The organism is Bacteroides mediterraneensis (assembly GCF_025993685.1).
Classification (GTDB): Bacteria; Bacteroidota; Bacteroidia; order Bacteroidales; family Bacteroidaceae; genus Phocaeicola; species Phocaeicola mediterraneensis_A.
This window is the reverse complement of record NZ_DAJPEN010000001.1, coordinates 308,186-334,611: the sequence shown is the minus strand read 5'-3', so window position 1 is coordinate 334,611 and position 26,426 is coordinate 308,186. Positions and strand designations below refer to the sequence as shown.

15 protein-coding genes and 1 pseudogene are annotated in these 26,426 nt (G+C 41.6%); 2 read left to right on the top strand and 14 right to left on the bottom strand.

Annotated features, from left to right (window positions below; genetic code table 11):
- Positions 1 to 15: 15 nt before the first annotated feature.
- The 4 genes from OIM59_RS01260 to OIM59_RS01245 form a co-directional block, all read right to left on the bottom strand.
- On the bottom strand, positions 16 to 288 hold the full coding sequence (locus OIM59_RS01260) for a co-chaperone GroES (RefSeq protein WP_007562047.1): 273 nt from the start codon (positions 286 to 288) through the stop codon (positions 16 to 18).
- Between the two features lie 174 nt (positions 289 to 462).
- Entirely contained in the window at positions 463 to 1,872 is a 1,410-nt protein-coding gene (gene rmuC, locus OIM59_RS01255) for a DNA recombination protein RmuC (RefSeq protein WP_299170147.1), read from the bottom strand.
- A 129-nt stretch (positions 1,873 to 2,001) separates the two neighbouring features.
- Positions 2,002 to 3,366 carry a histidine--tRNA ligase gene (hisS, locus tag OIM59_RS01250; protein WP_299170148.1) on the bottom strand — a complete coding sequence of 455 codons (1,365 nt, stop codon included), beginning with the start codon at positions 3,364 to 3,366 and terminating at the stop codon, positions 2,002 to 2,004.
- An 82-nt stretch (positions 3,367 to 3,448) separates the two neighbouring features.
- Positions 3,449 to 4,129, bottom strand: a complete 681-nt coding sequence (locus OIM59_RS01245) for a zinc metallopeptidase (protein WP_299170282.1) — start codon at positions 4,127 to 4,129, stop codon at positions 3,449 to 3,451.
- A gap of 143 nt (positions 4,130 to 4,272) precedes the next feature.
- On the opposite strand from OIM59_RS01245, the gene OIM59_RS01240 reads away from it, so the two are divergent.
- Positions 4,273 to 6,432, top strand: a complete 2,160-nt coding sequence (locus OIM59_RS01240; RefSeq protein ID WP_299170149.1) for a DNA topoisomerase 3 — start codon at positions 4,273 to 4,275, stop codon at positions 6,430 to 6,432.
- Between the two features lie 137 nt (positions 6,433 to 6,569).
- Here the strand turns inward: OIM59_RS01240 and OIM59_RS01235 are convergent, their stop codons facing one another.
- Together OIM59_RS01235 and OIM59_RS01230 are read right to left on the bottom strand one after the other, a co-directional pair.
- Entirely contained in the window at positions 6,570 to 7,721 is a 1,152-nt protein-coding gene (locus OIM59_RS01235; protein WP_299170150.1) for an acyltransferase, read from the bottom strand.
- A 71-nt stretch (positions 7,722 to 7,792) separates the two neighbouring features.
- Positions 7,793 to 8,359 carry a Crp/Fnr family transcriptional regulator gene (locus OIM59_RS01230; protein WP_072541757.1) on the bottom strand — a complete coding sequence of 189 codons (567 nt, stop codon included), beginning with the start codon at positions 8,357 to 8,359 and terminating at the stop codon, positions 7,793 to 7,795.
- A gap of 241 nt (positions 8,360 to 8,600) precedes the next feature.
- Here OIM59_RS01230 and OIM59_RS01225 point away from each other — a divergent pair.
- A pseudogene (locus OIM59_RS01225) lies at positions 8,601 to 8,712 on the top strand (IS982 family transposase); the annotation flags it as partial.
- A 200-nt stretch (positions 8,713 to 8,912) separates the two neighbouring features.
- Here OIM59_RS01225 and OIM59_RS01220 read toward each other — a convergent pair.
- The 8 genes from OIM59_RS01220 to OIM59_RS01185 form a co-directional block, all read right to left on the bottom strand.
- Positions 8,913 to 10,412 (bottom strand): sulfatase-like hydrolase/transferase, encoded by a 1,500-nt coding sequence (locus tag OIM59_RS01220; protein ID WP_072543883.1) that lies wholly within the window; start codon positions 10,410 to 10,412, stop codon positions 8,913 to 8,915.
- A 73-nt stretch (positions 10,413 to 10,485) separates the two neighbouring features.
- Positions 10,486 to 13,179 carry a glycoside hydrolase family 2 TIM barrel-domain containing protein gene (locus OIM59_RS01215; protein ID WP_303894393.1) on the bottom strand — a complete coding sequence of 898 codons (2,694 nt, stop codon included), beginning with the start codon at positions 13,177 to 13,179 and terminating at the stop codon, positions 10,486 to 10,488.
- A gap of 59 nt (positions 13,180 to 13,238) precedes the next feature.
- Positions 13,239 to 14,804, bottom strand: a complete 1,566-nt coding sequence (locus OIM59_RS01210; RefSeq protein WP_299170152.1) for a sulfatase — start codon at positions 14,802 to 14,804, stop codon at positions 13,239 to 13,241.
- Between the two features lie 137 nt (positions 14,805 to 14,941).
- Positions 14,942 to 16,510, bottom strand: coding sequence for an arylsulfatase (locus OIM59_RS01205; protein WP_299170153.1), 1,569 nt, complete (start codon positions 16,508 to 16,510; stop codon positions 14,942 to 14,944).
- Positions 16,511 to 16,519: 9 nt separating this feature from the next.
- Positions 16,520 to 18,166, bottom strand: coding sequence for a beta-galactosidase (locus OIM59_RS01200; RefSeq protein WP_303894389.1), 1,647 nt, complete (start codon positions 18,164 to 18,166; stop codon positions 16,520 to 16,522).
- Positions 18,167 to 18,347: 181 nt separating this feature from the next.
- A complete protein-coding gene (locus OIM59_RS01195; protein WP_303894386.1) occupies positions 18,348 to 20,783 on the bottom strand; it encodes a glycoside hydrolase family 2 TIM barrel-domain containing protein in 2,436 nt (811 codons plus the stop codon).
- A 304-nt stretch (positions 20,784 to 21,087) separates the two neighbouring features.
- Positions 21,088 to 23,112 (bottom strand): RagB/SusD family nutrient uptake outer membrane protein, encoded by a 2,025-nt coding sequence (locus tag OIM59_RS01190; protein WP_303894383.1) that lies wholly within the window; start codon positions 23,110 to 23,112, stop codon positions 21,088 to 21,090.
- A gap of 13 nt (positions 23,113 to 23,125) precedes the next feature.
- Positions 23,126 to 26,353: a TonB-dependent receptor gene (locus OIM59_RS01185; RefSeq protein WP_303894380.1), complete on the bottom strand. Its 3,228-nt coding sequence runs from the start codon at positions 26,351 to 26,353 to the stop codon at positions 23,126 to 23,128.
- Between the last annotated feature and the right edge of the window lie 73 nt (positions 26,354 to 26,426).

Sequence of the window (26,426 nt, the reverse complement as noted above, 5' to 3'; positions counted from 1 at the left end):
AAATAAATGAATGAATTATCCCAAAACTGCCAGTACATCGCTCTGACGCATCATCAAATACTTCACGCCTTCATATTCGATTTCTGTACCAGAATATTTTCCGTACAAGACCGTATCGCCTACTTTCAAGACCATTTCTTCGTCTTTTGTGCCATGGCCTACGGCCACTACTTCACCCTGCAACGGTTTTTCTTTTGCTGTGTCAGGAATAATAATACCGCCGATTGTTTTTTCTTCTGCAGGAGCCGGAAGAATCAGGACTCTGTCTGCTAATGGTTTAATGTTCATAATACTATATTTTTTTACGTTTATACTAGATTATAGCCTCATGCATTGTACACGAAAGCATCAATCTTCTTACGAAAAGCGTGCCAAAGCTCAAAACTGCCATTCTGACATGAATTTACTGACAAAGTGGATTTGAACGCTGACATCATAAGCAGTTTTTTCTTCCTTCCATCTTCATTTCTCTTCTACAGGAGTAAACAGGTCTCTTGCAGGAGAATCTGACATCGCATCCTTATCTGCTTCTTGCCGGAGACGGGGAGAGAATTTCTTTTTCGACGTAATTCCTAGCTCCGTCAGCATGTCCGCCTGACGAATCAGGTTACCTTTTCCCTGTGAGAGCTGTCCCAGGGCATTCTTGTACGCCGTGGAAGCCGCCTGCAGTGTATCCCCGATTTTCTCAAAAGTCTCGGTAAATCCCACCAGCTTCTCATACAGCACAGTACCCCGCTTGATGATGTCCTGAATGTTTTTCACCTGATACTCCCGTTTCCACAAATCCAACGCCAGCCTCAGCGCCGCAATCAGGTTCGTAGGGCTCATCAGCACCACCTTCTTCTGATACGCATAGTTCCATAAGTCCGGATCGGCCTGCAACGCCAGCAGATAAGCCGATTCGTTGGGTACGAACATCATCACGAAATCCAGGGCAGAGACATTGTAGCTGGAATAATCCTTCCGGCTCAATTCATCGATATGTGTCCTGACCGAAGCCAAATGGGCTTTCAAGTACTGTTCCCGCTGTCCGGCATCCTCACATCCCACATAATTGGCGTAAGCCGTAAGCGATACCTTCGAGTCGATAATCACCTGCCGGTTGTCCGGATACACCACCAGCACATCGGGTTGCATCCGCTGTCCCAGCTCATTCTTGAGCGGTTCCCCATGTTCATCTTTCAGAAACTCCTGACGGAAATATTCTTCCCCTTCCCGCAGTCCGGAATTCTCCAGAATAGTTTCCAGAATCATTTCCCCCCAGTTTCCCTGCATCTTGGAATCTCCTTTCAAGGCCCGGGTCAGGTTGTTGGCATCGTCACTGATCTGCTTGTTCAGCAGCATCAGTTCTTTGATACGGTCCTCCAGTGAAAAGCGCTGTTTGGATTCCTTGTCGTACACTTCTTCCACCTGATGCTTGAACTCCTTCAGGTTTTCGCCGAAAGGTTTCAACAGATTACCCAGCGTTTCCGAGCTAAGCCGGTTGAACGCCTCCGTCTTCTGCTGGAAAATCCGGTTGGCCATATTCTCAAACTCCATGTTCAACTGTTTCCGCAACTGCTCCATCTCTTCCTTCTGATGTGTCAAGCGCTCTTCCAAGTTCCGACGTTCCGCCTGTGAAGCCGCCAGTGCCCGACCGTTCTCTGCCCATTTCCCGGAAAGTTCATCCAGCTGTCCATGCAACCTCTCCGTCTCTTTCTTATACTGTTCTGCCAAAGCTGCCGTACGTTCCTTCTCTGCTTGAAGCAAATCCTGGGCATGTGCCTCGCTCCACTGCAACTGTGAGCGCAAGGCTACCGATTTCCGGGCCGCGAACAAATAGCCCAACAGCCCTCCTACTATCACACCCATCACTAAATATACGATTTCCATATTTTCTGCAATTATTTATCAAAGTAGACCGACAAAAAACACAGGTTCCACGATACCGAAGTCCGAAGCCTTTACATCTTCCGCCTTCTCCCGTGAAACCTGTGTCCTTATTCTATAAATAAATCACACTTATCCGTGAATGGCAGCTACCAGTTCATCCGGAGTGACCAGCGACTGCTCGCCGCTTGCCATATTCTTCAGTGTCACTTTTCCTTCTTTCATCTCATTCTCACCCACAATGGCCACAAACGGCACCATCTTCGCATTGGCATAGCTCATCTGCTTTTTCATCTTGGCTGCATCCGGATAGATTTCCGCACGGATACCTGCCGCACGCGCCTGTGACAAGATAGGAAGTACATAAGCCGCTTCTGCCTCTCCAAAGTTGACGAACAGCAGTTGCGTACCGTTCACGGCTTCCTTCGGATACAAATCCAGCTGGTTCAGCACATCGTAAATACGGTCGGCACCAAAAGAGATACCTACGCCCGACATACCGTCCATACCAAACACTCCTGTCAGATTGTCATAACGGCCACCTCCACTGATACTACCAATCTGTACATCCAAGGCCTTCACTTCAAAAATGGCTCCTGTATAATAATTCAATCCGCGGGCCAACGTCAAATCCAGTTCCACTTCCGACTTGATGCCCAGTCCGGCAATCGTCTTCAGGATAAATTCGCTTTCCTCCACCCCTTTCAGACCGGTTTCACTGGCAGCCAGCACATTCTTCAATGTGGCCAGTTTCTCTTCGTTCGAACCGTTCAACAGGATAATTGGCTGCAACTTGTCAATCGCTTCCTGCGGAATACCCTTTGAAGCCAGTTCCGCATTCACATTGTCCAGACCGATTTTATCCAACTTGTCGATGGCTACCGTAATGTCGACAATCTTATCTGCTTCTCCGATAATCTCCGCAATACCGGTCAGAATCTTACGGTTGTTAATCTTGATGGAAACCCGGATACCGAATTTCTGGAACACCGTATCAATCATCTGCACCAGTTCCACCTCATTCAGCAGAGAATTGCTGCCCACTACATCGGCATCACACTGGTAGAACTCACGGTAACGTCCCTTCTGCGGACGGTCGGCACGCCATACCGGCTGAATCTGGAAACGCTTGAACGGAAAAGTGATTTCATCACGGTGCATCACCACGTAACGTGCGAAAGGAACCGTCAGGTCATAGCGCAACCCCTTCTCACAGAACTTGCTGGCCAACTTGGCTGCGTTCCGGCTCAACAGCTCTTCATCCGTCAGCCCGGAGAAATAATCCCCCGAATTCTGGATTTTGAAAAGCAACTTGTCGCCTTCCTCCCCGTACTTACCCATCAAGGTAGACAGGTTTTCCATGGAAGGAGTCTCTATCTGCTGAAAGCCATAAAGATAGAACACTTCGCGAATCGTGTTGAATATATAGTTACGTTTCGCCATTTCCACCGGCGAAAAGTCTCTTGTTCCTTTCGGTATACTTGGTTTTGTTGCCATAATGAATCAGTCTTTAAATTAACGGGGCAAAATTACGAATAAAATTTCTACCTTCCACACACAAAACGAAAGGATTTCACGCTTACTCGCGGCGATTCATATAAATTGTCACGTAGTAAATCAACGTAGCCAATGAACCCAGTGCCGCTACTACATACGTATAGGCAGCCGACTTCAAGGCATCCGTGGCCTGCTGGTGGTTGAAGGCATTGGTGATACCCGCCCGACTCAACCATGCCAACGCCCGACGGCTGGCATCTATCTCTACCGGGAGCGTAATAATACTGAACAAAGTAGTCATGGCAAACAGACAAATACCAATCAGCAGCAACTGCGGGAAAGAATTTACCATGAGGATACCTGCCAGCAGCACCCACGATACGATGGAAGAAGAAAACTGTACCACCGGTACCAATGCTGAACGCATCCGCAAAGGCGCATATCCCCGCGCATGCTGCACGGCATGCCCACACTCATGGGCAGCTACTGCCGCCGCAGCCACACTCGCACTTCCATAAACCCCTTCACTCAGGTTCACCGTCTTGTTCATCGGGTTATAATGGTCGGTCAACATCCCCGACGTACTGGTCACCGTCACGTCGTAGATGCCGTTATCACGCAACATTTTTTCAGCGACTTCCCTTCCTGTCATCCCGTTACTCAGCGGAATCTGGGAATACTTTTCAAACTTACTCTTCAGACTGGCCTGCACCATGTAACTGAGAATCGCAATACCTATAAATACAATCCAAATAAACATAATTTCTTCATTTAATCGTTATACATTCTATCTTACAAAAACCTTGCCAAAAGAAAGGCTGTCAGTCGTTTCCGCTCAAAGATAAAGATTTTATTTTTCTATTCAGGCAACTTTGCGTAATTTTGCCCCATATTGAAAGAAAGACCATGATAGTTTGCATCGCCGAAAAGCCCAGCGTGGCACGCGACATCGCCGACGTGCTGGGAGCCAAGAACCGAAAAGAAGGATACATTGAAGGAAACGGATACCAGGTGACCTGGACATTCGGGCATTTGTGTACCCTGAAAGAACCGCATGAATATACTCCTTCATGGAAAACATGGAGCCTGAGTACTCTTCCCATGATTCCTCCCCGCTTCGGCATCAAGCTGATCAACGACAGCGGGATTGAAAAGCAGTTCCACATCATCGAAAAGCTGATGCAGGAAGCTGAAATGATTATCAACTGTGGGGATGCCGGCCAGGAAGGAGAACTCATCCAGCGGTGGGTGATGCAGAAGGCCGGAGCCAAGTGTCCGGTCAAACGGCTCTGGATTTCCTCACTGACGGAAGAGGCCATCCGCGACGGTTTTGCACACTTGAAAGACCAGTCGGAGTTCCAGCCGCTCTACGAAGCCGGACTGAGCCGGGCCATCGGCGACTGGACCTTGGGCATGAATGCCACCCGACTCTATACTCTGAAATACGGACAGAACAAACAGGTACTTTCCATCGGACGGGTACAGACGCCTACCCTGGCCCTGATTGTGAAAAGACAACAGGAAATCGAACATTTCGTACCCAAACAGTACTGGGAACTGAAGACGGTCTACCGGGATACGGTCTTCTCGGCCATCGTACGCAAAAGTGACGAGGAACTGGCAGAAGAAGCCGAAAAGGAAAAAGAGAATCCTTCGGCCAAGAAAAAGACACAGGCTGATGCCAACCGGGGTATCCCGCAGATTACCGATGAACAGACGGGAAAAGATTTGCTGGAACGCATCCGGAACGTAGACTTCACCGTGACCGAAGTCAGTTCCAAGAAAGGTACGGAAGCTCCTCCCCGCCTGTTCGACCTGACTTCCCTTCAAGTAGAATGCAACAAGAAATTCAGCTACTCGGCCGACATGACCTTGCAGCTCATCCAGTCGTTGTATGAAAAGAAGGTGGCCACCTATCCGCGTGTGGATACCACTTTCCTGAGCGATGACATCTATCCCAAGTGTCCGAAAATTCTGGAGGGACTGAAAGATTATACCGTTTATACGGGCGCACTGGCCGGGAAACCGCTCCTCAAGTCGAAAAAAGTATTCGACAACAGCAAGGTGACCGACCACCATGCCATCATCCCTACGGGCGTACAGCCGCAGGGCCTCAGCGACATGGAGAAACGGGTATTCGACCTGATAGCGAGGCGCTTCATCGCAGTGTTCTACCCCGACTGCAAATTCTCGACGACCACCGTCATCGGGGAAGCCGACCAGATAGAGTTCAAGGTAACCGGCAAACAGATTCTGGAACCCGGCTGGCGGGTAATTTTTTCCAAGGACGTGTCGGAAGAAAACAAGGAAAATGAAGAAGAAAGCGTGTTGCCTGCCTTCACCAAGGGAGAAAGCGGTCCGCACAGTCCGATGCTCAACGAAAAATGGACACAGCCGCCCCGGCCTTATACCGAAGCTACCTTGCTGCGTGCCATGGAAACCGCCGGAAAGCTGGTGGACAACGACGAACTGCGGGATGCCTTGAAGGAGAACGGCATCGGCCGCCCGTCTACCCGTGCCGCCATCATCGAGACTTTGTTCAAGCGGCATTACATCCGCAAGGAACGTAAAAACCTGATTGCCACTCCTACGGGTGTGGAACTGATTCAGCTGATTCACGAAGAACTGTTGAAATCGGCCGAACTGACCGGTATCTGGGAAAAGAAACTGCGGGAAATCGAGCGGAAAAGCTACGATGCGGGTACCTTCCTGGCCGAACTGAAACAGATGGTCACCGACATTGTGTACAGTGTGTTGCGCGACAACAGCAACCGCCGTGTCACCGTCACTACCGACGACAGTCCGAAAATCCCGTTGAAAAAAGCCGCTGTCCCCAAGAGCAACGACGGTGAGCCCAAGAAGAAAGCCGCTCCCCGCAAGCCACGGGCCAGCAAGAAAGCCACCGCGCCGGATACTCCTAAAGAGGATACCCTTCCTGCCGACGACAGTATTTTGGGCAAAGCCTGCCCCGTATGCGGCACGGGTATCATCATCAAGGGGAAAATGGCCTACGGATGCTCACAGTGGAAAAACGGATGCAAGTTCCGCAAACCCTTCAAAGTGTAATCAAAAACGGATAAACGATAACCCAACTACCGAACTACAAACATACGAATACTAAGAATTTAAATTTCCCCAAATATCAGATTAACCTCAGATATTTGGGGAAATTTATTCTTTATCCTAAAGACTTCCGTAATTCTTCATCTCACAAACTTCCTGCCCAGCCACTTCCTTACAGGCTCATCATAGAGTTTCAGACACAGATAGGCCAAGACGATGCTTCCGAAATAAACCAGTGCCGCCATCGGCCAGGTTTCTCCCAGCGTGTACAGTTTGTTTTCAATCAGCCACGCATAGAACAGGTACATCAAAGGATAGTGAATGGCATACAACGGATAGGATATATCGCCTAAAAACTTGCAGATACGGGTCGACCGCTTGTCGGTGGTCTGTCCGGAAGCCCCCAGACAAACCAGCATAGGGAATATGACGACAATGCAGACCATCTCGAACACCCCGTTCAGACACACGGGCGAATGGCCTTCCACATAAGGCACACAGAAAAGCACCAACAGAATGACGCTGCAAATCCAGAATGCTCCCCGAACCTTGAACGGACGAAAATTCCGCGATATCAGCATGCCCAGCGTGAAAGGAAAGAGCATCCGCAACATTCCTCCCCAGAAGTTCAGTCCGTCGAGCGTCCAGCCCACGCCAATCATGCCGTAGCCCACCACGTCGGACAAGGCAAACCAAGAGAGTCCTAATCCAAGCAATATCACCAGGACGGTCAGCGCTTTGTTGCTCAACCGATGGATGAAAAGGGCATAAAGGAGGTTCCCGATGTATTCAAAAAACAGCGACCAGCTGGGACCGTTCAGCGAAAACATCTCCCCGTTTCCGCGTACGTCATAACCCGCTCCCGGATAGGCCGGTATGAAAAACATGGCCAGCAAGAGAGCCAGCATCACCGCAGAAGTAGCCACCTGCGTGCCGTCCCACTTCACCCCTCCCTGAATAAAGAAGGTGATGCAACCGATGACCGCTCCCATGACAATCATCGGATGGAGGCGGATCAGCCTTCGCTTGAAGAAGCCCTTCAAGGTCAGATTTTTCTTCCAGCGGTCGTCGTAAGCATAGCCGATGACAAAACCCGAAAGTATAAAGAAAAAGTCGACGGCCAGGTAGCCGTGGTTGATGACCGTGATGAGGGTGCCCCCTCCGGCAAAGGAAAATCCTTCAAAAATGTGATAAAACACCACCAGCAGTGCAGCCACTCCTCTCAGTCCGTCGAGCAGTTCATAATGCGGTTTCGTATCGGCAAAAGCCGAGGAAGATATTGGATGATTCATATTGGAATAAATTGAATGTGACCCTGCAAAGATAGAGAATCACCCCCAATTAAAATTTGTCCTATATCAAATTATGGCTTTTTGCTTCGCAGCCTGCTGAGCGTGGAAAGGGTAATCCCCAGATAAGAGGCAATGTATTTCAAGTTCACTTTCCTGCATATTTCGGGAAACTGTTTCTGGAATTCCTCATACCGTTCCTTGGCCGGAAGCGACAGCCGCTCTTTATGACTTCTGTGGAGCCTTCTGTATTCATTCTGATGAATGATTCTCCCCCAGTTGCATAGCTCCAGGTTCGTTTCAAACAAATGTTGGAGGTCGGTTATACTGATTCTGTAGGCTTGCACTTCCTCCAAGGTTTCTACATATTCCTCACTTTTCCGGTTGTAATAAAGTTCATCCATACTGAACACAATGCCGCCTTCTGTGCCAAATGAAGTGGTATATTCTTCCCCATCCACCACCCAATAGGCTCTTATGGTACCTTTTTCTATGAAATAGGCATATTTGCAATAAATTCCCTCTTTAATCAGCTGGTACTTTTTAGGAAAAGTACAAGGTGTCAAATAAGACTCCAGCTCCTTGATAGTAGAGTCGGATACAGGACATTGCTTTCTGATACTCTCAATAATATTTTTCATCAATCAATCTTACCCCCACATATAAATATGATACAAGAAAATCCCTGGCAGATTCCCGGAGGTTAAAATTACAGAGATTTATGGTATGAAAGGTGATTTCTCCCCAGAAATTATGCAGCAACTCTTCCTAATTAATGTGAGTTCGAAATAATAATAAATATATTTTACTGATAATCAAAATCATAGCAATAAAATCACTAAATTTATAGTGACCAATTATAACATTTAAACGATAACTGCTATGTTTTTAAAGTCTAAAGTTACAGAGATTTATTGTATGGCCGATGATTTTTGTAAGGAATTCTACATTACGACAGAAAAAATATATGATTAAGGATAAGAAGACCAAACATTGACGTAAACTTTATCAATAACAGACAGACAACTTTCTATTTTTTGACTTCATTTCGAGCTCAGGTTATTTTTATAATTCTAGTATTCTTCGGGATGGACTTCTCACTTCCCGAAGAATACTAACTATTCTCCAACCCCTAAGTATACAATGCATGCCAGTTTAATAAATTCAAATTTCTAATAAGAAAAAAATTAAAGGTCACATTTTTCTCAGTTTTTTCAATATATCCATAAACTCTATAACTTTCTCTTTATTATCTTTGGCACAATTCACTTTCTCATATTCATCATTTTTAAGATAATAAAGCTGAGGTTCAGTACTATTTCCAGATTCAACTTCAGGTATCCATGGAATACCAGCAGGACCATTATTAGGCTCGATAAACTTCCATTCTCTATCTCTCACAGACAAAGTATGATTATACGACTGTTCCACTACCCAGTCTCTACCCAAAGTATCACACCCCAAAATAGCCCCTATATAATTCTCACTGTCCGGAGCAGAACCTTTGGGAATACGAGCACCAATAAGCTCACCAAGCGATCTGATCAAATCAATCTGTGAAATTAAAGCATCAGATTTTCTCCCACCTTTAATACCATTGGGCCACGAAACAATAAACGGAATTCTTGTCCCTCCCTCAAACGCACTATACTTATTGCCCCTCAACCCCCTGGTAGGTGAATGTCCATTCAGTAATTCCTCAGCCCTATCATCATATCCATCATCCAAGACAGGACCATTGTCACTAGATAATATGATTAAAGTATTATCATAAATGCCCAAATTCTTCAAAGCAGAAACCACCTGCCCTACAGTCCAATCAAACTGTACGATAGCATCACCACGCAACCCCATTGGATTTTTTCCTCTAAATCTGTCATGAGGAAATCTTGGCACATGCACATCATTAGTGGCCAGATACATAAAGAAAGGGGTATTCTTGTTTTTATTGATAAACTCTATCGCATGACAAGCTATAGAATCAGCTATATTTTCATCTTTCCATAAAGCCCTTCCACCACCTTTCATATACCCGAACCTACTTATTCCATTAACAATAGCCTTATCATGCTCATGAGTTGGTTTTAAATTATACAACAGTTCCGGATGATCGCATCCTAAAAGTTCACCAGGAAAAGGCTTTGAATAGCTCACCTCTATTGGAGCCGATGGATCATAATCAGCCACCATACCATTTTCTATAAAAACACATGGAACCCTATCAGCCGTTGCTGCCATAATATATGAATAGTCAAAGCCAAGATCTCCCGGATGAGTAGGCAAAGGAGCATTCCAATCCTGTTTGCCTGTCTCAGCTCCAAGTCCCAGATGCCACTTCCCGATAACTGAAGTTCTATATCCCGTATTTTTGAACACATCAGCCAAAGTATACTGATTCGGATTTATAATCATAGCAGCATCACCTGCAGCCACATCTGTACCTTCCTTTCTCCATGCATATTCACCAGTAAGTAAAGAATATCTTGATGGAGTACTTGTTGCCGCCACTGCATAAGCGTTGTTAAACAAGATACCGTCACTAGCCAGACCGTTTACTGCAGGAGTAAGAACATTCTTCGCACCATAACATTCAAGGTCGCCATATCCCAAATCGTCGGCATATATTATAATTACGTTTGGTAAAGACCTTTGCGAAACATCAGGGCTTGAAGCCATAAGAGAAGCAGCCTTCATTGTAAGACCAATTCCCATCAAATAATTTAAATTAGCCTGAAACATACAATACACTATATAAAATCAATTTATATTACTCAAAATCAGATTGTTGTTTTTCAACCTCCTTAAGTTTCAATCTACTAAGTTCCTGCTGTAACCTTTTAATTTCACTTTTACAATCAGTATTACTTTCAGAAACAACACCATCATTCTTTTTATAACCTTCCAGCAACAGAGAAAGCTCCTTATTATCAGCTATCAGCTTATGCTTTGAAGCAACAGACTTAATTATGAGCTCGGCAGATAAGGGAGTATGAATACCTTCAAATACAACAGAAGCCTTTACCTTTATCTCACCGGCATTGGTATTGGCACGAACCAATACAGGAGCTGTTCCCCATTGTACCTGGCGAGGGTTAGTGAAAGTTGCTTCATCTGCAACAAGCTCACCGTTTCCTTCAATCTCAAATTTAATATGATAATTGTTCAGACGCTTGATATTCCCTTTATCATCTGCCACAGCTGCAATAACTGTAACCAAATCGGAACCATCAGCAGTAGTTTCCACATTCTCATTATCAACCCACATAACAATCTTAGAAGGACGACGTGCAGGCAAGACTTTATGGGTAGCTACGACCTTGCCATCCACCAGTCCCTCCGCAAATAAATAAGAATCATTATGCTTCCTTTCACGAGCTAGTTTTTTATCATACATTACATCCCACACATTCTCAAAAGTAATGACAGGAGAAGGCATGCCCATGTCTGTTTTTTCCTTCTTGTAGATATATTGTTTACCATTTTTACAATATGTAAGCCTTACTTCATCACAATTACTATAAACGGTAACATCTTTAGGAGAGAAGGGGGTCATAGCATTAGCTATATAAACCATAGGCCCTGTTTCCGAAATGAGCATATCATTCTTCTGTGCAGGACGCTGCGAACAGAACATATAATAAGCCAACTTAGGCTGACGGAAAGCATCCATTATGCCACCATAAAAAGGATCTGGATGATAACCACGCTGATGATCAAACGAGTGCCACAGACATCCCCCCATATGTTGTCGACTGTTTCTGTAAAGAACATCATAACAAGTATACTTATAATCAGTCTTTGCATATCCCTGAGCCTGAATAAGCATAGGAATTTCACCCCATGCTCTGTTTACACGACTTGGAGAGTTATGAGAATTCCAATCATCCACATTATCTCCCCATTCACGGGTAAAGTATGAAATTTCAGGATTCATGTTTTGGGTATTAAATGCACCACCCGCTCCATTAAGAGGATGAGTAAAGTGAATAGGAAAATATTCACTGCCACGAGCTGTTACATCACACCCTGCATAACAATAGGGGTACGGATATTCTTCATGCAAAATATCCACCACATTTTTGGCAAAATCTTCCGGATACCATGTTTCATTAAGAATAGGCTCCCACATCCATACAGACGGATGATTGCGGTCACGCCGTACCATATTGCGTATATCATTGTATACCCTTTTTGCAAAAATGGGAGCATCATTCCAGAACTGCCAACCGGGGGTGTTTACAATTACAAAAAGTCCTAATTCGTCACACGCATCCATAAAAGCCGGATCCTGCGGATAATGAGCGTTTCTTATCACTCTTAATCCTGCATCACGCAGTTTCTTTGCATCTCTCCAATGAAGACTGTTGGATAAAGCATTACCAATAACGGCAAAATCCTGATGCCTGTTGGCTCCAATCAACGGATACGGGTAAGGTTTACCATTTAACCAAAAACCATCTTTTCCTTTAAATTCTATACTCCGTATACCTATTTTTCTTCGATAGCCGTCAATTATATTGTTATTCTTATCTTTGATATATACGTACAGCTGATATAAATATGGGGAATCAGGATCCCACAAATGAGGGTTTTCGACATTCATACCCACCGTCGTGGTACGGGCTTTCCCTTTTGAAAGAGAAAAACTTTTACTGTTGGATTGAACCTTATTCCCATTTCTGTCATACAGTTCATATTCCACTTTTCCTGAAAATGATTTTGATGACATATTTCTCACATGAGCATCCAGCCGGATATTTGCTGATTTATCTGAAACATTATTATATGAGACGAACAAACCTCCACTAGCTATTTCATTTTCATAATTAGGATCTGTCAAATAGACATCATTATGAGCAATCATCCAGCAATCGCGATATATCCCTCCAAAATAAGCAAAATCAAGCATATCCTGCTGTTTCCCAGGAGGATAAGAAGCATCATTCGCATTGTCAGCCCATACTGCAATTACATTATCCTTTCCATATACAAGATAATCTGTGACATCAGATATAACAGGGAGAAATCCACCAAAATGTTCTTTTACCAGTTTTCCATTAACCCACACTTTTGATTTACCCATAATAGCTTCAAAGTGCAAGAACAGTCTCTTTCCTTTCCATTCCTCTTCGGGAGTAAAATGCTTGCGATACCACACTTCACCCTGATAGTTTATGCATCCGCTCGCCTCAGCAGGAAGTATCTCCATTCCGTCGGGCAGTGAAACGAGTTTCCAATGACTGTCATCAAATTCTATATCTTCTGCTCCTGTCACATTTCCTTTGTGAAAACGCCAAGCAGGGTTCATACTAAAAACTTTTCTACCAGTGTTATCTAATTCATAAAAACCTGCCGTCGAATATTCCGGTTGATATGAATTAGCAATCGCACACAGGCCGTTCATTCCATTTAAGAGCAACAAGAAAATTGTTAATCTGATTAAAAATAAAGTATTTCTCATGTTATTAAATTAATCGTTATACAGAATTATGTTCAGTTCGGTTATTCAAATTCATACTGTTACAGTCCATCTGGATAAGGTAAAATTTTACCATCAGATTTTAAAGATGGTCTTTGTGCATTTCTTTCCCTTAAATAATCCGATAATTCGGATGACAACTTTTTCACTATTTCTGGCAATCTTTCAGACAAGTCGATTTGCTCTGAAAGGTCATCCTTTACATTATAGAGTCTGAATCTTCCATTTTCCCAATTATATATCAGATGATAATCACCCTTCAATATTGATGAATAGGCACCGTATCCCTCTTCAATATCCTGAGTTTCTCCCCATAAATTAGGGAAATGCCACACTATAGATTTATTAGAATCAATATCACTTACATTCTTCAAACACCTGACAAAGCTTTTTCCGTCGACTATCTGCACAGTATGGTAGTCGTGTATTCCTGCCATTTCTATAATAGAAGGGTAAAAATCTTCAATAATAACCTTTTGCAAGCATATACTGCCGGGCTTAGTCACACCTGGCCAGTAAACAAGCATCGGTTCTCTTACCCCTCCCATAAAAGCAGACCCCTTACCAGCACGTGCCGGATAATTGGGATCTCTGTTAGGTACGCCTTCCCTGCAATATCCCAAAGCCTGCCCACCATTATCAGACATAAACAATATTATTGTATTCTGAGCCAGTTTTGGATCCGACTGAATATAATCCATTATATCCCCCAAACTTTTATCCATTCCTTCAACAAGTGCAGCATATTTAGCCTCTTTCTCTCCTAATTTAGATTTAAGTTGTCTATCATATTTTCCTCTATAATTATTGCTGAATCTTTTGTCATCTTCTATAGGAGTATGGACAGCATAATGTGACATATACAAATAGAATGGTATTTTTTCATTTACCGCCTTTTTCATTTCTTTTATGGCCTCTATTGTCAAAGCTTCTGTCAAAAAAATATCCTGACCATGATACTTTTCAAGACCCTTGACGGCAAAGGGAGAGCCTTCGCCGAAATTCTTTATACCCAAATAACTGCCAGGAGCTCCATTAGGACCTCCCGCAATGTTTATATCAAATCCCATATTCGATGGATCAGCCCCAGGAGTTGTTCTTGCACCAAAATGCGCCTTGCCGCAATGAATAGTTCTGTATCCGTTATCCTTCAATATTTGAGGCAAAGACGTAATAGCTACTGAATTATTTATTACTCCTTTGGTAGCTTCAGGTTGTATTCCATTATAATTCCAGTCAGGCAATTCAATGACATCGCTGTTTGCGTCTGTTTTTTGGTCAAATTCCAATGTCCAGTTAGTAACCCTATGGCGAGAAGCATTCATTCCTGACATTAAACTACACCTTGTGGGAGAAGATATGGCACATGAATAAGCTTGTGTGAACTTTACTCCAAGCCTTGCCAATCTTTCCATATTGGGCGTTTGGTAACGTAAATTCAAAGCTGAAACTTCATTGCCATTGAACGGGACAGAAGTGTCCTGCCAGCCCATATCATCCACTAAAAACATTATAATATTAGGCCTGGCATTTTGAGCTACAACAGAATTTATAGCCCACAAATTACAAGCTAATAAAGGAAAAAATACTGTTTTCATAATATTCATTTTTTAAGAGTGCCACATGCCATAAGAATGATATCTAATAAATGTATAAAAATTTGTATATAAGACACAATACCTATCTTTCTTTTGTCATCCAATATCCCTCATCCTATGGACATGTTTGGCACTCTGGTGTATTATTATTCTCCCTTTTGATTTGGATTCTTAGCCCTATAGAAATTCAATCTTTCTGTCCATGTTTTATCTTCTAATGGAAAAACTTTATGAGTATTAGCCCATTCAATCCATTTAGTCTCAAGTTCTTCAACCTTATCCGGATATTTATCAGCCAAATCATTCGTTTCAAACGGATCTTCATCTAAATTTATTAATTCCCACTGCTCATTCCGGTTAGCTTTTACAAGTTTCCATGTTCCATCAATAATCGCACATGAACTCTGGTGTTCGAAGTATAATGTCCTTTTTTCTATAGACTTACCTTCAGAAGCTGGCAATAAATTCTTCCCTTCCAAATCAGCATGAGAATATTTTTGCGGATATTTCATACCTCCTATTGCCATACATGTAGGCAAAACATCAATAATATGTGCCGGCTGATTACAAACCTTTCCTTGCATCTTATTTTTACTTCTATTTCCATAAGTAAGAATGAATGGTGTGCTTGTTCCACCTTGGAATACCCATTTCTTATAACTACGATATGGAGTATTCGACAAATCCGACATCAACTGACCAATGTATCCTCCTTCATCAGTAGCACCGTTATCACTCAAGAAGATAAATACTGTATTTTCATACATTCCTTTTTTCTTTATGGCGTCAACCAACTTCCCTATACCTTCATCCATAATTTCTATCATGGCTGCATACGTGGCCATATCATTTATCCATTTGTGTTGCTGCTCAGTAGTAAGTTCTTCCCATGCAGGACGCTTTCCACCAAATTCCTTATTGAATAAAGGAAGTTCCATCTCATCAGGTACAAGTTGTAACTGTTTTTGTTTCTCAAATCTTTGTTTACGCAATACATCATAACCGACTTTATATCTGTCAATGCATTTGTCTATATATTTTTGAGGAGCTTGCAAAGGCAAATGAGGCGCATAATGAGCCACATAAAGAAACATGGGAGTCTTACAGTCATGTTTATTTACAAAACTAACCGCAGAATCAGTAATAGCCTGCGTGTAATAATAGTCATCAGGCAGATTGGTAATCCTATCTAAATTATTATATACTGGACTCGGCTTATAATAGCTTCCTCCACCATGAAGGCAACCATAATATCTATCAAAACCTCTCTGCACAGGATAACTTCCATTAGGTGCATCATAGGCTCCAGTCGTGGTTACGTGCCATTTTCCACTCATATACGTACTATATCCTCCTTCCTTCATAATTTCGGCAATAGTCGGATATTCTTTATCTATCTGTCCACGATAACCAGGTCTATGTTCGTCTACTTCGGCCATCCATCCCATACCCGCCTGATGCTGGTATCTTCCAGTAAGTAAGGCTGCACGACTGGGACAACTTCGTCCTGTATTCTTAAATTGACTAAAACGCACTCCTTCCTGAGCAAGCTTATCAATATTGGGCGTTTTTATCTCACTACCATAACAACCAAGGTCTGAAAAGCCCATATCATCACACAGAATAAGAACGATATTAGGAGTTTTTTCTATTTCCGCATACACATTCGTAGATAGAAATGGTATGATAAGTGTAGCTATTTGCAACTTGTTCATAACTATATTTTATTTCATTTTTATTTTTATAAATATTGGTGTAGAATCAAATTTATCATCAACTGCAATTTTCACAGGCTTATTTTTGTCCAGCAACAATGCTGTTTTTTGAATACACTTGCCTGATTTATAAACCTTCATTTCATATTTCCCATCGATTTTAGAGTGGAGAAATAACTTTAAATTCCCTATGTCTGTTTGATTCATTTCGTTTTCCACTTCAAATGTAGGTACGTATATCATAACAAGAGTCTCCCTGTTGTCAATATTGAGATGACTAATTTTCAATTTTTTATATTCAGAGAAACATCTTACATAGCCAGGACCAGGTAATCCGCCGAATATTATATCTTCATTCTGTTCGATATTGGCAAACATCTCCATCAGTGTTCTCCGTGCCAATAATGAATCTGCATGTTCCTTTCGAACCTCACCATAACAATAGACTCCGAAGCCTTGAGCAGCCCTTTCTAAAGTATGCATTACAAAACTATTGAAATCTTCATTCTTATTAAATCTGCCAATTCCTATTTCTGAAGGAACCAATATTGGCAACTCATAAGAATATCTGCCTCCATCATATCTTTTATCAAGACCTTTAATCGCTTTATACCCATACTGTTTATACAACATAGTGCCTATCACATCCAAATTACCATCTTCATAGAAAGAAGTACTAGTACCAGTCATATCCATACGCAGTTCATCACCAGCCTCTGCCTGTCCTGCATCCAAATTTGTCGACAACATCTTATATGGATCCACTTCATGAAAAGCCGTTGTAAACTGTTTCCACCACCAGTTCATAGCTTCTCGCTTGAATTGAGCATAATCAGTTTTGTTTGTCTTTAGTTTCCACTCCTCATACAAAGCGGCTGTTACAGGGTTATAATCACTCTCATCCAAGAAACTGAATCCCTCTTCATTTCCAAGTTGTACTCCTATTACAGTATCACTATTTCTGTAATGAGAAGCCAGTTCCCTAAGCATACGTTTTATTCGGTAAAATATTTCTTTATGTCCATAAACATGCAAGGGTCTTATTCCACCTTTTTCCACAAGCGTTTTAATATCTTTATACACCACCCCATTCTGTTTTGCCCACTGCATAGTGTAATTGCATGAATCCCTGTCGTCAAGATGGAAAGTCCATGAATTTGTACAATCCGGTAACGGAACACCGTTATATTGTGCATGCAGAAACAATACCCAATTTATTTTTATACCATTATTTCGGGCGTATTTTTCAATACTGTCAGTAAATGTAAAGTTAAAACAATTATCACTGGGTTCTATTTCCTCCCAGTGTATCATAACATAGGCCGTATTGGCTCCCATACTGACCATATCAGAGAAAACGGAATTATAGTCAATGTTACTTTCATATCTTGTATCCCAATATCCAGTCTCTATGGCCTTTATATAAAAGGGGGTCATCTTTTTTTCATGCCTTGTCATAAAAACAACCTTACCATTCTTTAATCTGATTAACCCACATTCAGATGGTATGGTATCTTTATATTCATAATCAGTAATTATAGCCGATTTAATAGGCGACCTATCCATAAAATCATTACTAACATTCTGAGAACTTAACGTTCCCCAAAAAGATATAGTAAAAAAGAACAAAAAATTAAATTGTTTAAAGGTCAACATATTTCACAAAAGTTTTTATTCTATAAATTGAAATATTTCATTCTATGAACTATAACCCACAAGCTGAAAATAATTAAATGTAATATTCACATTTAAAAATTTAAAGGGGTAACATCTTTCTGTAATATTTAAACAATCTTTGTATCGATATAATTAGAACATAAAACGGAACACCCGCAATTTATTTTACATTAATTTTAATCTTTCCAGCCTTCACCCCTTTCGCAGAAGCCCGAAGTTCAATTACACCAGCTTTCTCACTTGACTGCACTATCACCGTAAGCATACCACTGAATACATGCATCCTAGGGAGATGGAAAAGATCAAGGCAAGTAGGATCACCATTAGCTGAAGCACGGTACTTACCAGCACCTCTAACCTTAAAATTAACAAGACGACTGTCGGTTGGACAAAGATTACCATCTTTGTCAACAACTTTTAATGTAACATAAGCAAGATCCTTTCCATTGGCTTTAAGGACAGAATAATCTGTAGATAGTTCTATATGATGAGGCTTACCTGCTGTATTAACTACTTTCTCTGCTACAGCTTTATTGTTATCATCATAAGCGATTACCTTAACTTCACCTGGTTCATATATAGTATTATACCACATAAGGCGGTAACGGTTCTCTACCGTTCCGTCCTTGTGTTTTGTCTGTCGGCCATAGCTTTTACCATTGATAAATAGTTCAGCACTGGGATAGTTGGTATATACGAATACAGGAACTTTCTGTCCTTCATACCCTTCCCAGTTCCAGTGAGGAAGAATATGAAGAGTCTCTACATTTTTATTCCATACACTGCGATAAAGATAATATCTATCTTTAGGAATAGAAGCAAGATCTATGATTCCAAACATGGAACTGTGATTAGGCCAAGCATTTGTATCGTATGGACTGGGTTCACCAAGATAATCAAAACCAGTCCAAACAAATTGACCTATTGTCCATTCATGATCATCGGCACGAACAAAGTCTATATCAGGGATATTGGACCATGTGCAATATTCAAGATCATAGGAAGAAGATTGATGATCATCGTACATTGCTCCTGCCTTTCGTTCTGCTGGTAGCTTATATACACCGCGAGAACTTACTGTTGATGATGTTTCTGAACCGAGTATAATATTCTGCGGCAGACGCTCATAGGCTTCATCGTACATGTGTGCACGGTAATTGAAACCCGGAATATCAAGCATAGCTGCAAAACCGTTGCCCAATACACTCTGTACCTGGTCCATACCACAGGTGACAGGACGGGTAGGATCCTCACGGTGACAAATGTCCTGAAGGAATTTTGCAACCTTATAGCCATCGGCACTCCACTGCGTAGGAACTTCATTACCAATACTCCACATTACAACACTTGGATTGTTTCTGTATTGATGTAACATGTTCACCAGATCCTTTTCTGCCCATTCATTAAAGAATCGATGATAGCCATTGTCACACTTCGCAATATCCCATTCATCGAATGGCTCAAGCATCATCATGAACCCCATTTCATCACATAGAGAAACCAGTTCAGGTGCAGGCATGTTATGTGCGGTACGTATGGCATCACAACCCATATCCTTCAACAACCTAAGCTGGTGGCGAAGAGCAGAAACATTAATGGCAGCTCCAAGCGGCCCAAGATCATGATGATTGCACACGCCCTGAAACTTGCGATGCTTACCGTTAAGATAAAATCCTTTCTCAGCTACATATTCAATAGTACGAATACCAAAGCGTGTAGTATAAGTATCAAGAAGTGTATCCGATGAATATATTTTAGTTACCGCCTTGTAAAGTACAGGCGATTCAGGCGACCATAGCTGTGGATTATTCACTATAAAATTTTGTATAAAAGGCTGACCATGATGAATAATTCCTTTATTGGTCTTAGAAACTACTACATTTCCTTCAGAATCAAGGATGTCAGTTTCCAACGTAAGGAGAGCATTGTCTGAATTCAGAATCGTAGTACGAAGACAAACTGATGCATAATCCTTCTTTACATGAGGCGTAGTAATTTGTGTACCCCATACAGGAATATGCACCTTATTTGTACTTATCACACGTACATGACGATAAATACCTGCCCCAGGGTACCAACGTGACGACTGAGGACGGTTCTCAAGGCGAACAGCCAGTAGATTATTCTTTCCATCTGTATTCACAAGCCCTGTAACGTCACAATGGAAAGAATTATAACCACAAGGCCAGAAACAGACCTCTTTCTCATTTACATAGACACGAGCCTCACTCATGGCTCCGTCGAATACAAGTGTAGTATTTTTCCCTGGTTCTGATTCAAAGAATGTACGATACCAACCTACTCCCACATACGGCAAACCTCCTGTACGACCTGTCTTCAGACTAGCCTGTGTTTCGAAATTCTGTGTAACCGCCACATTCTGAAGATCGTTATTCACATCGAACGGACCATATATAGCCCAGTCATGTGGAACTGTAACACTTTCCCAACGAGAATCATTAAAATCGATTTTTTCAGCTCCCGACACTTCGCCTTTAGTAAATCTCCAGCCTTGTTCCAAAGATTGCTCACTACGTTGTGCAAACAAACTTAAAGAAGTGATAAGGCCTATTGCTGTAAGATAAATCTTTTTCATTATTTACATCATTAAATCTCTGAGATAAGAATATTAAGCTCTTATTTCTTGAGGTAATTCATATTCCGTATTAATATAACAGGCTTTCCCTGTTTCGCTGTCAGGCACTTGTATTTTTGCCTCTCATACTAGTAACTAAATTATTAGATTTATGATTTAACAATAAAAAGAAGATTTAAGGGAGATAATATCTTCTTTCAAATTCAGTATATCAACTTTTTCTCCTTTCTACATAAAACAAAGGTCGTATCCCAAAAATTATTTCCTGCGATACAACCTTTGCATATTTTATCAACAAACCATGTTAGAACTTAGGAGCTTGATCTGCCTCAAGTGGCCATCCTGGATTTTGATATATTGTAGATGTACTCAAATCATCTCCACTGGAAGTAATCCGGAAATGCTTAATGGAAACAGGTGAAAGATAATGAGCCTCACACCAACTGTATCCTGCATCATACATCAAGTTATTCGCTTTAAGAATTCTATATGGTGATAAATATTTACCAGAATTCTCATAACTTGACACATTAGCACTGGCACTTTCATCACCAATCAACTGAGTCTTACCTGTAGCCTTATCATTGTACATATTCTTCAATTCAGATTCCCACAAATTGACACCTTCTGGCCAGAAATTCTTTACCTGATCCAAAGCTCTCCATCTACGCAAATCATTCATACGGAAACCTTCTTCGATAAGTTCACATCTACGTTCTCTTCTGATGTTATACATAAGAGAAGTCACCTTTTGTCCATGAGAATAAACTGCCCAGTCACTTTCTTTAGACAAATCAGTACTATTCACCGTAACCATATAATCACGCGGCAAACCTGCTCTTTCTCTTAGATCGCCCCAATATTTCTGTGCATTTGCATCGATAGACTGTCCATCAGTTTCAATTGCGGATGCCTCGATATAATTCAGATAAGCTTCAGTTGCTCGATAAATAGGACAACCTTCGATAGCCGTATTACCATCTCTATACCAATTATCAGAAAGTCCTTTTCTTAACTGATAACCCGTTACACATTTCTTTTCAGTGATATCCAAAATATTCGGAGCAAGGGCAAGAGTATCATTATAACTGTTGCCATCAGCATCTTTCAAAGGTTCTGGAGTAAGGATTTCACCTGGTGTCATCATGAACAACTGGAGACGTAAATCTCTGTTCTTTCTGACATCCATTAAGGAACCATCGCCTTTATACTGGTCGCTCGCATAAATAGGTTTTCCATCTCTGCACAAGAACGTTTCTACATACTGACGTGTAAATCCACTATTACCGCCTACACGGATATAATATGGAGCAGAATGCACGATATTATACTGATCCAAATCATAGTCCTTCCACAAAATAATCTCAGAATATTCTTCCAAACTATTGGCAGAGAACTGAGCAAAATAAGGATTACTCATCTTATACTGATTCTGATCTGTCGGTACAATTTCATCTGTACAACTTACAGCTGTATTCTGAGACAATGGGACATTGTCAATCACTTGTTTTGCAGCATCTTTTGCCTGACCAAGGAAATATTTTATTTCCTCATCAATATTGAAACCAGCTACATCTTCAGCTTTTCCTGGCCAATCGGGTCCGCCAGGCACCAAGGCCGTTCCCTTATGATATTTCAACCATGAACCTTCATACAAAGCAACTCTCGACTTTAACAACAACGCTGCATTCTTTGTAATCCGATTCTTTCCACCACTAATATTATTACTCAACAAAGAAATGGCTTTGTCCAAATCTTCAATGATAAATCTGGCCACCTTGTTCTGGGGCTGACGCTTACTGGCTTCAGTCAACGGTTCCATTTCATCCGGCAAAGTTTCCGTTACAATCGGGAAATCACCTAAAGCCTGCATTTTATCAAAATAATTTTTAGCTCTTAAGAAATAAATCTCTCCAATATAATGATTGATGTTCGTTGTAGAACCTTCAATTTCTCCTTTTTCATGACGTGGCACTACGATTTCGAGGAAATAATTCAGTTCTCGGATATCGTAGAAATACCAAGGATCGTTTGATGCTGTACTATATGATTCTACAGTTTTCCATTGTCCAGGAATCCATTTGTTATCATATCCGGTTGCTGTCTGATTATCCGTTCCATTGTCATTGCCCCATATACCTAAACTCCATCCAGAATGTGCATTAAAGTTATAATGCTTAACTGCATATGCCGCCAAATCTCCTTCTGTATAAAAGAAATTATCCGGTGTCACACTATCCAATGGTTCTCTATCAAGAAAATCATTACAAGAAGGCAGTATCATAGCACTACCCATTATTAAAAATAAATATTTTGCAAAACGTTTCATATATATTCCATTTTTAGAAGTTTACACTAATACCTGTTGAGAATGTACGTGAAAGTGGGTAAGATTTACCAGACTGAACTCCCCAACTAGCACCATAACCAGAATAGATTGTTTCCGGATCAAAGCCATCAGGCAATCCTGATACAGTAAACAAGTTTTCTCCTGAGAAGAAGATACGAACATTCGACATACCAACTTTCTGTGTAATGCGATTTGGTAAAGTATAACCTATCTGTAGATTCTTCAAACGCATATATGCTGCATTTTGTAAATAGCCTGTTTGAGTTTTCTGGTTCTTTCCATAGTTGTTTGCCAACGGTCTCGGGAAATAAGCATCCAAATTTGCACCTTCAGGGTCACCTTCCGGTCTAAAATAATCCAAATGTGAAGTAAAGCAAGTAGCCTGCCACATACCACCATTAGCTCCCCAGAACATGTTGTCACCTAGCCAAGCATCACGTTTCATAACACCTTGGAAGAAGATACGCAAATCGAAACCTTTCCACTGAGCACCCAAGTCCAATCCAAATCTGAATCGCGGTGAGTTATTTCCAATAATTCTTCTATCTCCCGGATCGGATAACGTAGAACCTTCCGTAATACGGCCATCTCCATTAATATCCCGGTACATGATATCACCTGCACCCCATTTCGTACCAATCGCATCCTGGCCTCCATTAGGCAATGAAGCAAGATGAGTATCCATTTCCTCCTGGCTTTTTGCTATACCGATGGTTTCAAGTCCCCAAATTTCTCCCATATAATGACCTGCGTTCCATGTAGACAGGTTGCCAGTTGGATTCGGATACTTAAGAATCTTCTGGCGGTCGTCAGACAACAGGAAATGTACATTATAACTGAAGTCACGGATACGGTCCTGCCAGCCCAAATCGAGTTCAAAACCTACAGACTGCATATCCGCATTGTTCATTTGCGGTACATCAGCTCCCAAAATAACCGGAAGTTCCGGAGCAGGCCCCACCATATCCAGTGTTTTACGGTTAAAGAAGTCAAAACTCATCGTCAACCGATTATTGAACATACCCAAATCGAATCCAATATTCCAAGAACGCATGGTTTCCCATCCCAACAAAGCCGAAATCAGGTTAGGTGCATTGGCCGTATTCGGTCTTTCACCATTAATAAGCCAGTTTGAATCTGGATCGGCAGCCACAAATTTCATCAGCTGAATATACGGATACAAGTTAGTGGTATTTTGGTTTCCCAATTCACCCCAAGATCCACGAATCTTCAGATTGTTTACAATATGGCTATAATCTTGCATGAACTCTTCACGTGCTATATTCCAACCTGCAGAGAATGAAGGAAACACATTCCATCTCTGGTCTCTTGCGAAACGAGAAGTTCCATCGTAACGCATATTTACTTCAAACAAATATCTTTCTTTATAGTCATAGTTTATTCGCCCAAAGAAACCGGCTGTGGCCCACTGAGTTAATTGAGACTTATCAATCGTCTGCTTTCCGGTGGCTGCATTAATATTTGGCACTTCCTCTGAAATCAAGTCTTGTGCAGTTGCCTGCAACTGACGCCATTTATTGGATTCAGCCTGGAAACCAACCATTACCTTCAAATTATGGGCATCATTAAATGTATGTGCATAATCAGAATAGATGTTAGTATTAAAATAATTTGTTCTTTCCGTGCGTTCCGTTACTTTATTAGTTGTCCATCCATCAATATAATAAGATGTATTATCGACCTGCCACTGCGGAACCTTCAAGGTAGAAGTATGTGCAAATTCATCGATAGTCTTATAATTGATTTCTGCAAAAATCTTCCAGTTCTTAATCGGTTCAGCCACAATCTGGAACTGCTGGTACAACCAATCAGTCTGTGTATCCACATCACCTCCGTATAACACATTATTTATCAATGTACCAGACATATAGTGACCATTAGGATCATATACGGGTTCCATCGGCCATCTCTTGGCTATATTATGATACATCGTGTAATCATTAGCGGCCGTTGGCTGAGTCAGGTCTCTACGCATATATTTAGTATTATAGGTCATGTTAAGCCACGGGAAAAGCTGAGCCGTAATTTTACCCGTTACGGTATAACGCTTTAAGTCGTCTCTTTTCACCCTTAACATACCTTCCTGATTCATATAGTTTGCAGAGAAATAGTATTGGATTTTCTCCGTACCTCCATTGGCACTGATAGAATGTTCCTGTGAAAATGCCGTTCCTCCAAAGACTACATCATACCAGTCTGTATTGGTATTACCAATCCAGTCCCATCTATTTCCGTTATCTTTGCTCGGGAAAGTCGTTTGAGTTAATGTGCCATCCAGATAGTCGCGAATACGCTGCATACGCGTTTCATCAAAGTATGCGGTACTACCATCATTAGTCAACATTCTGTTAAAATAAGAAGCATACGTATAAGAATCGGCAACCTTCGGCATGTTAATAGCCTGAGACCAACGGAAGTTATTATTGTAATTGATGTTCATTTTTCCGGCTTTACCTTTCTTTGTCGTAATCAAAACCACACCAAAAGGAGCACGAGAACCGTAAATAGAAGAAGCAGCGGCATCCTTCAAAACAGAAATACTTTCGATATCCTGAGGATTCAACATGTTCATATTACCTTCCATTCCATCAATAAGAATCAACGGAGAAGAATTTGAACCGCTGCCGATTGTACCCGCGCCTCGAATGTTTACTGTCATTTCCTGTCCCAACTGGCCACCATTACCATCTGAAGAATATCCGAAGTTCATACCTGGAACAAGTCCTTGCAATGCCTGACTGACATTAGAAACAGGTCTTGATGATAATTCCTCTGCCCCAACCGTAGATACCGAACCAGTAAGATTTACCTTCTTCTGAGTACCAAAGCCTACAACAACTACTTCATCAAGAACTTGCGAGTCATCTTTAAGTTCCACAGTTAGGGAACTTCCATTCCAAACTATTTCCTTGGTCTGATACCCAACAAAAGAAATCTGAATCGTTGCACCTTTTTTTACATTAGAAAGTTCAAAATCTCCATCTAATCCGGTAATTGTACCATTAGTTGTTCCTTTGACAACTACAGATGCACCAATGACGGTTTCACCGTTTGCATCCTTCACAATACCTTTACATACATTATTTTGCTGAACAACATTTGTTCCTGCCACACTCGTCTCGAATGCAGCATGCGTCAATCCTGTACTCATAGAACCGAGTAACAGCATCATACTGACTGTTTTGAAGTTTTTTATCATAAGTATTATACTTAAAGTGGTAATTTATAAAACTTAGGCTCCACGACTATTTAGCCTATTATTTGTGCTTTTC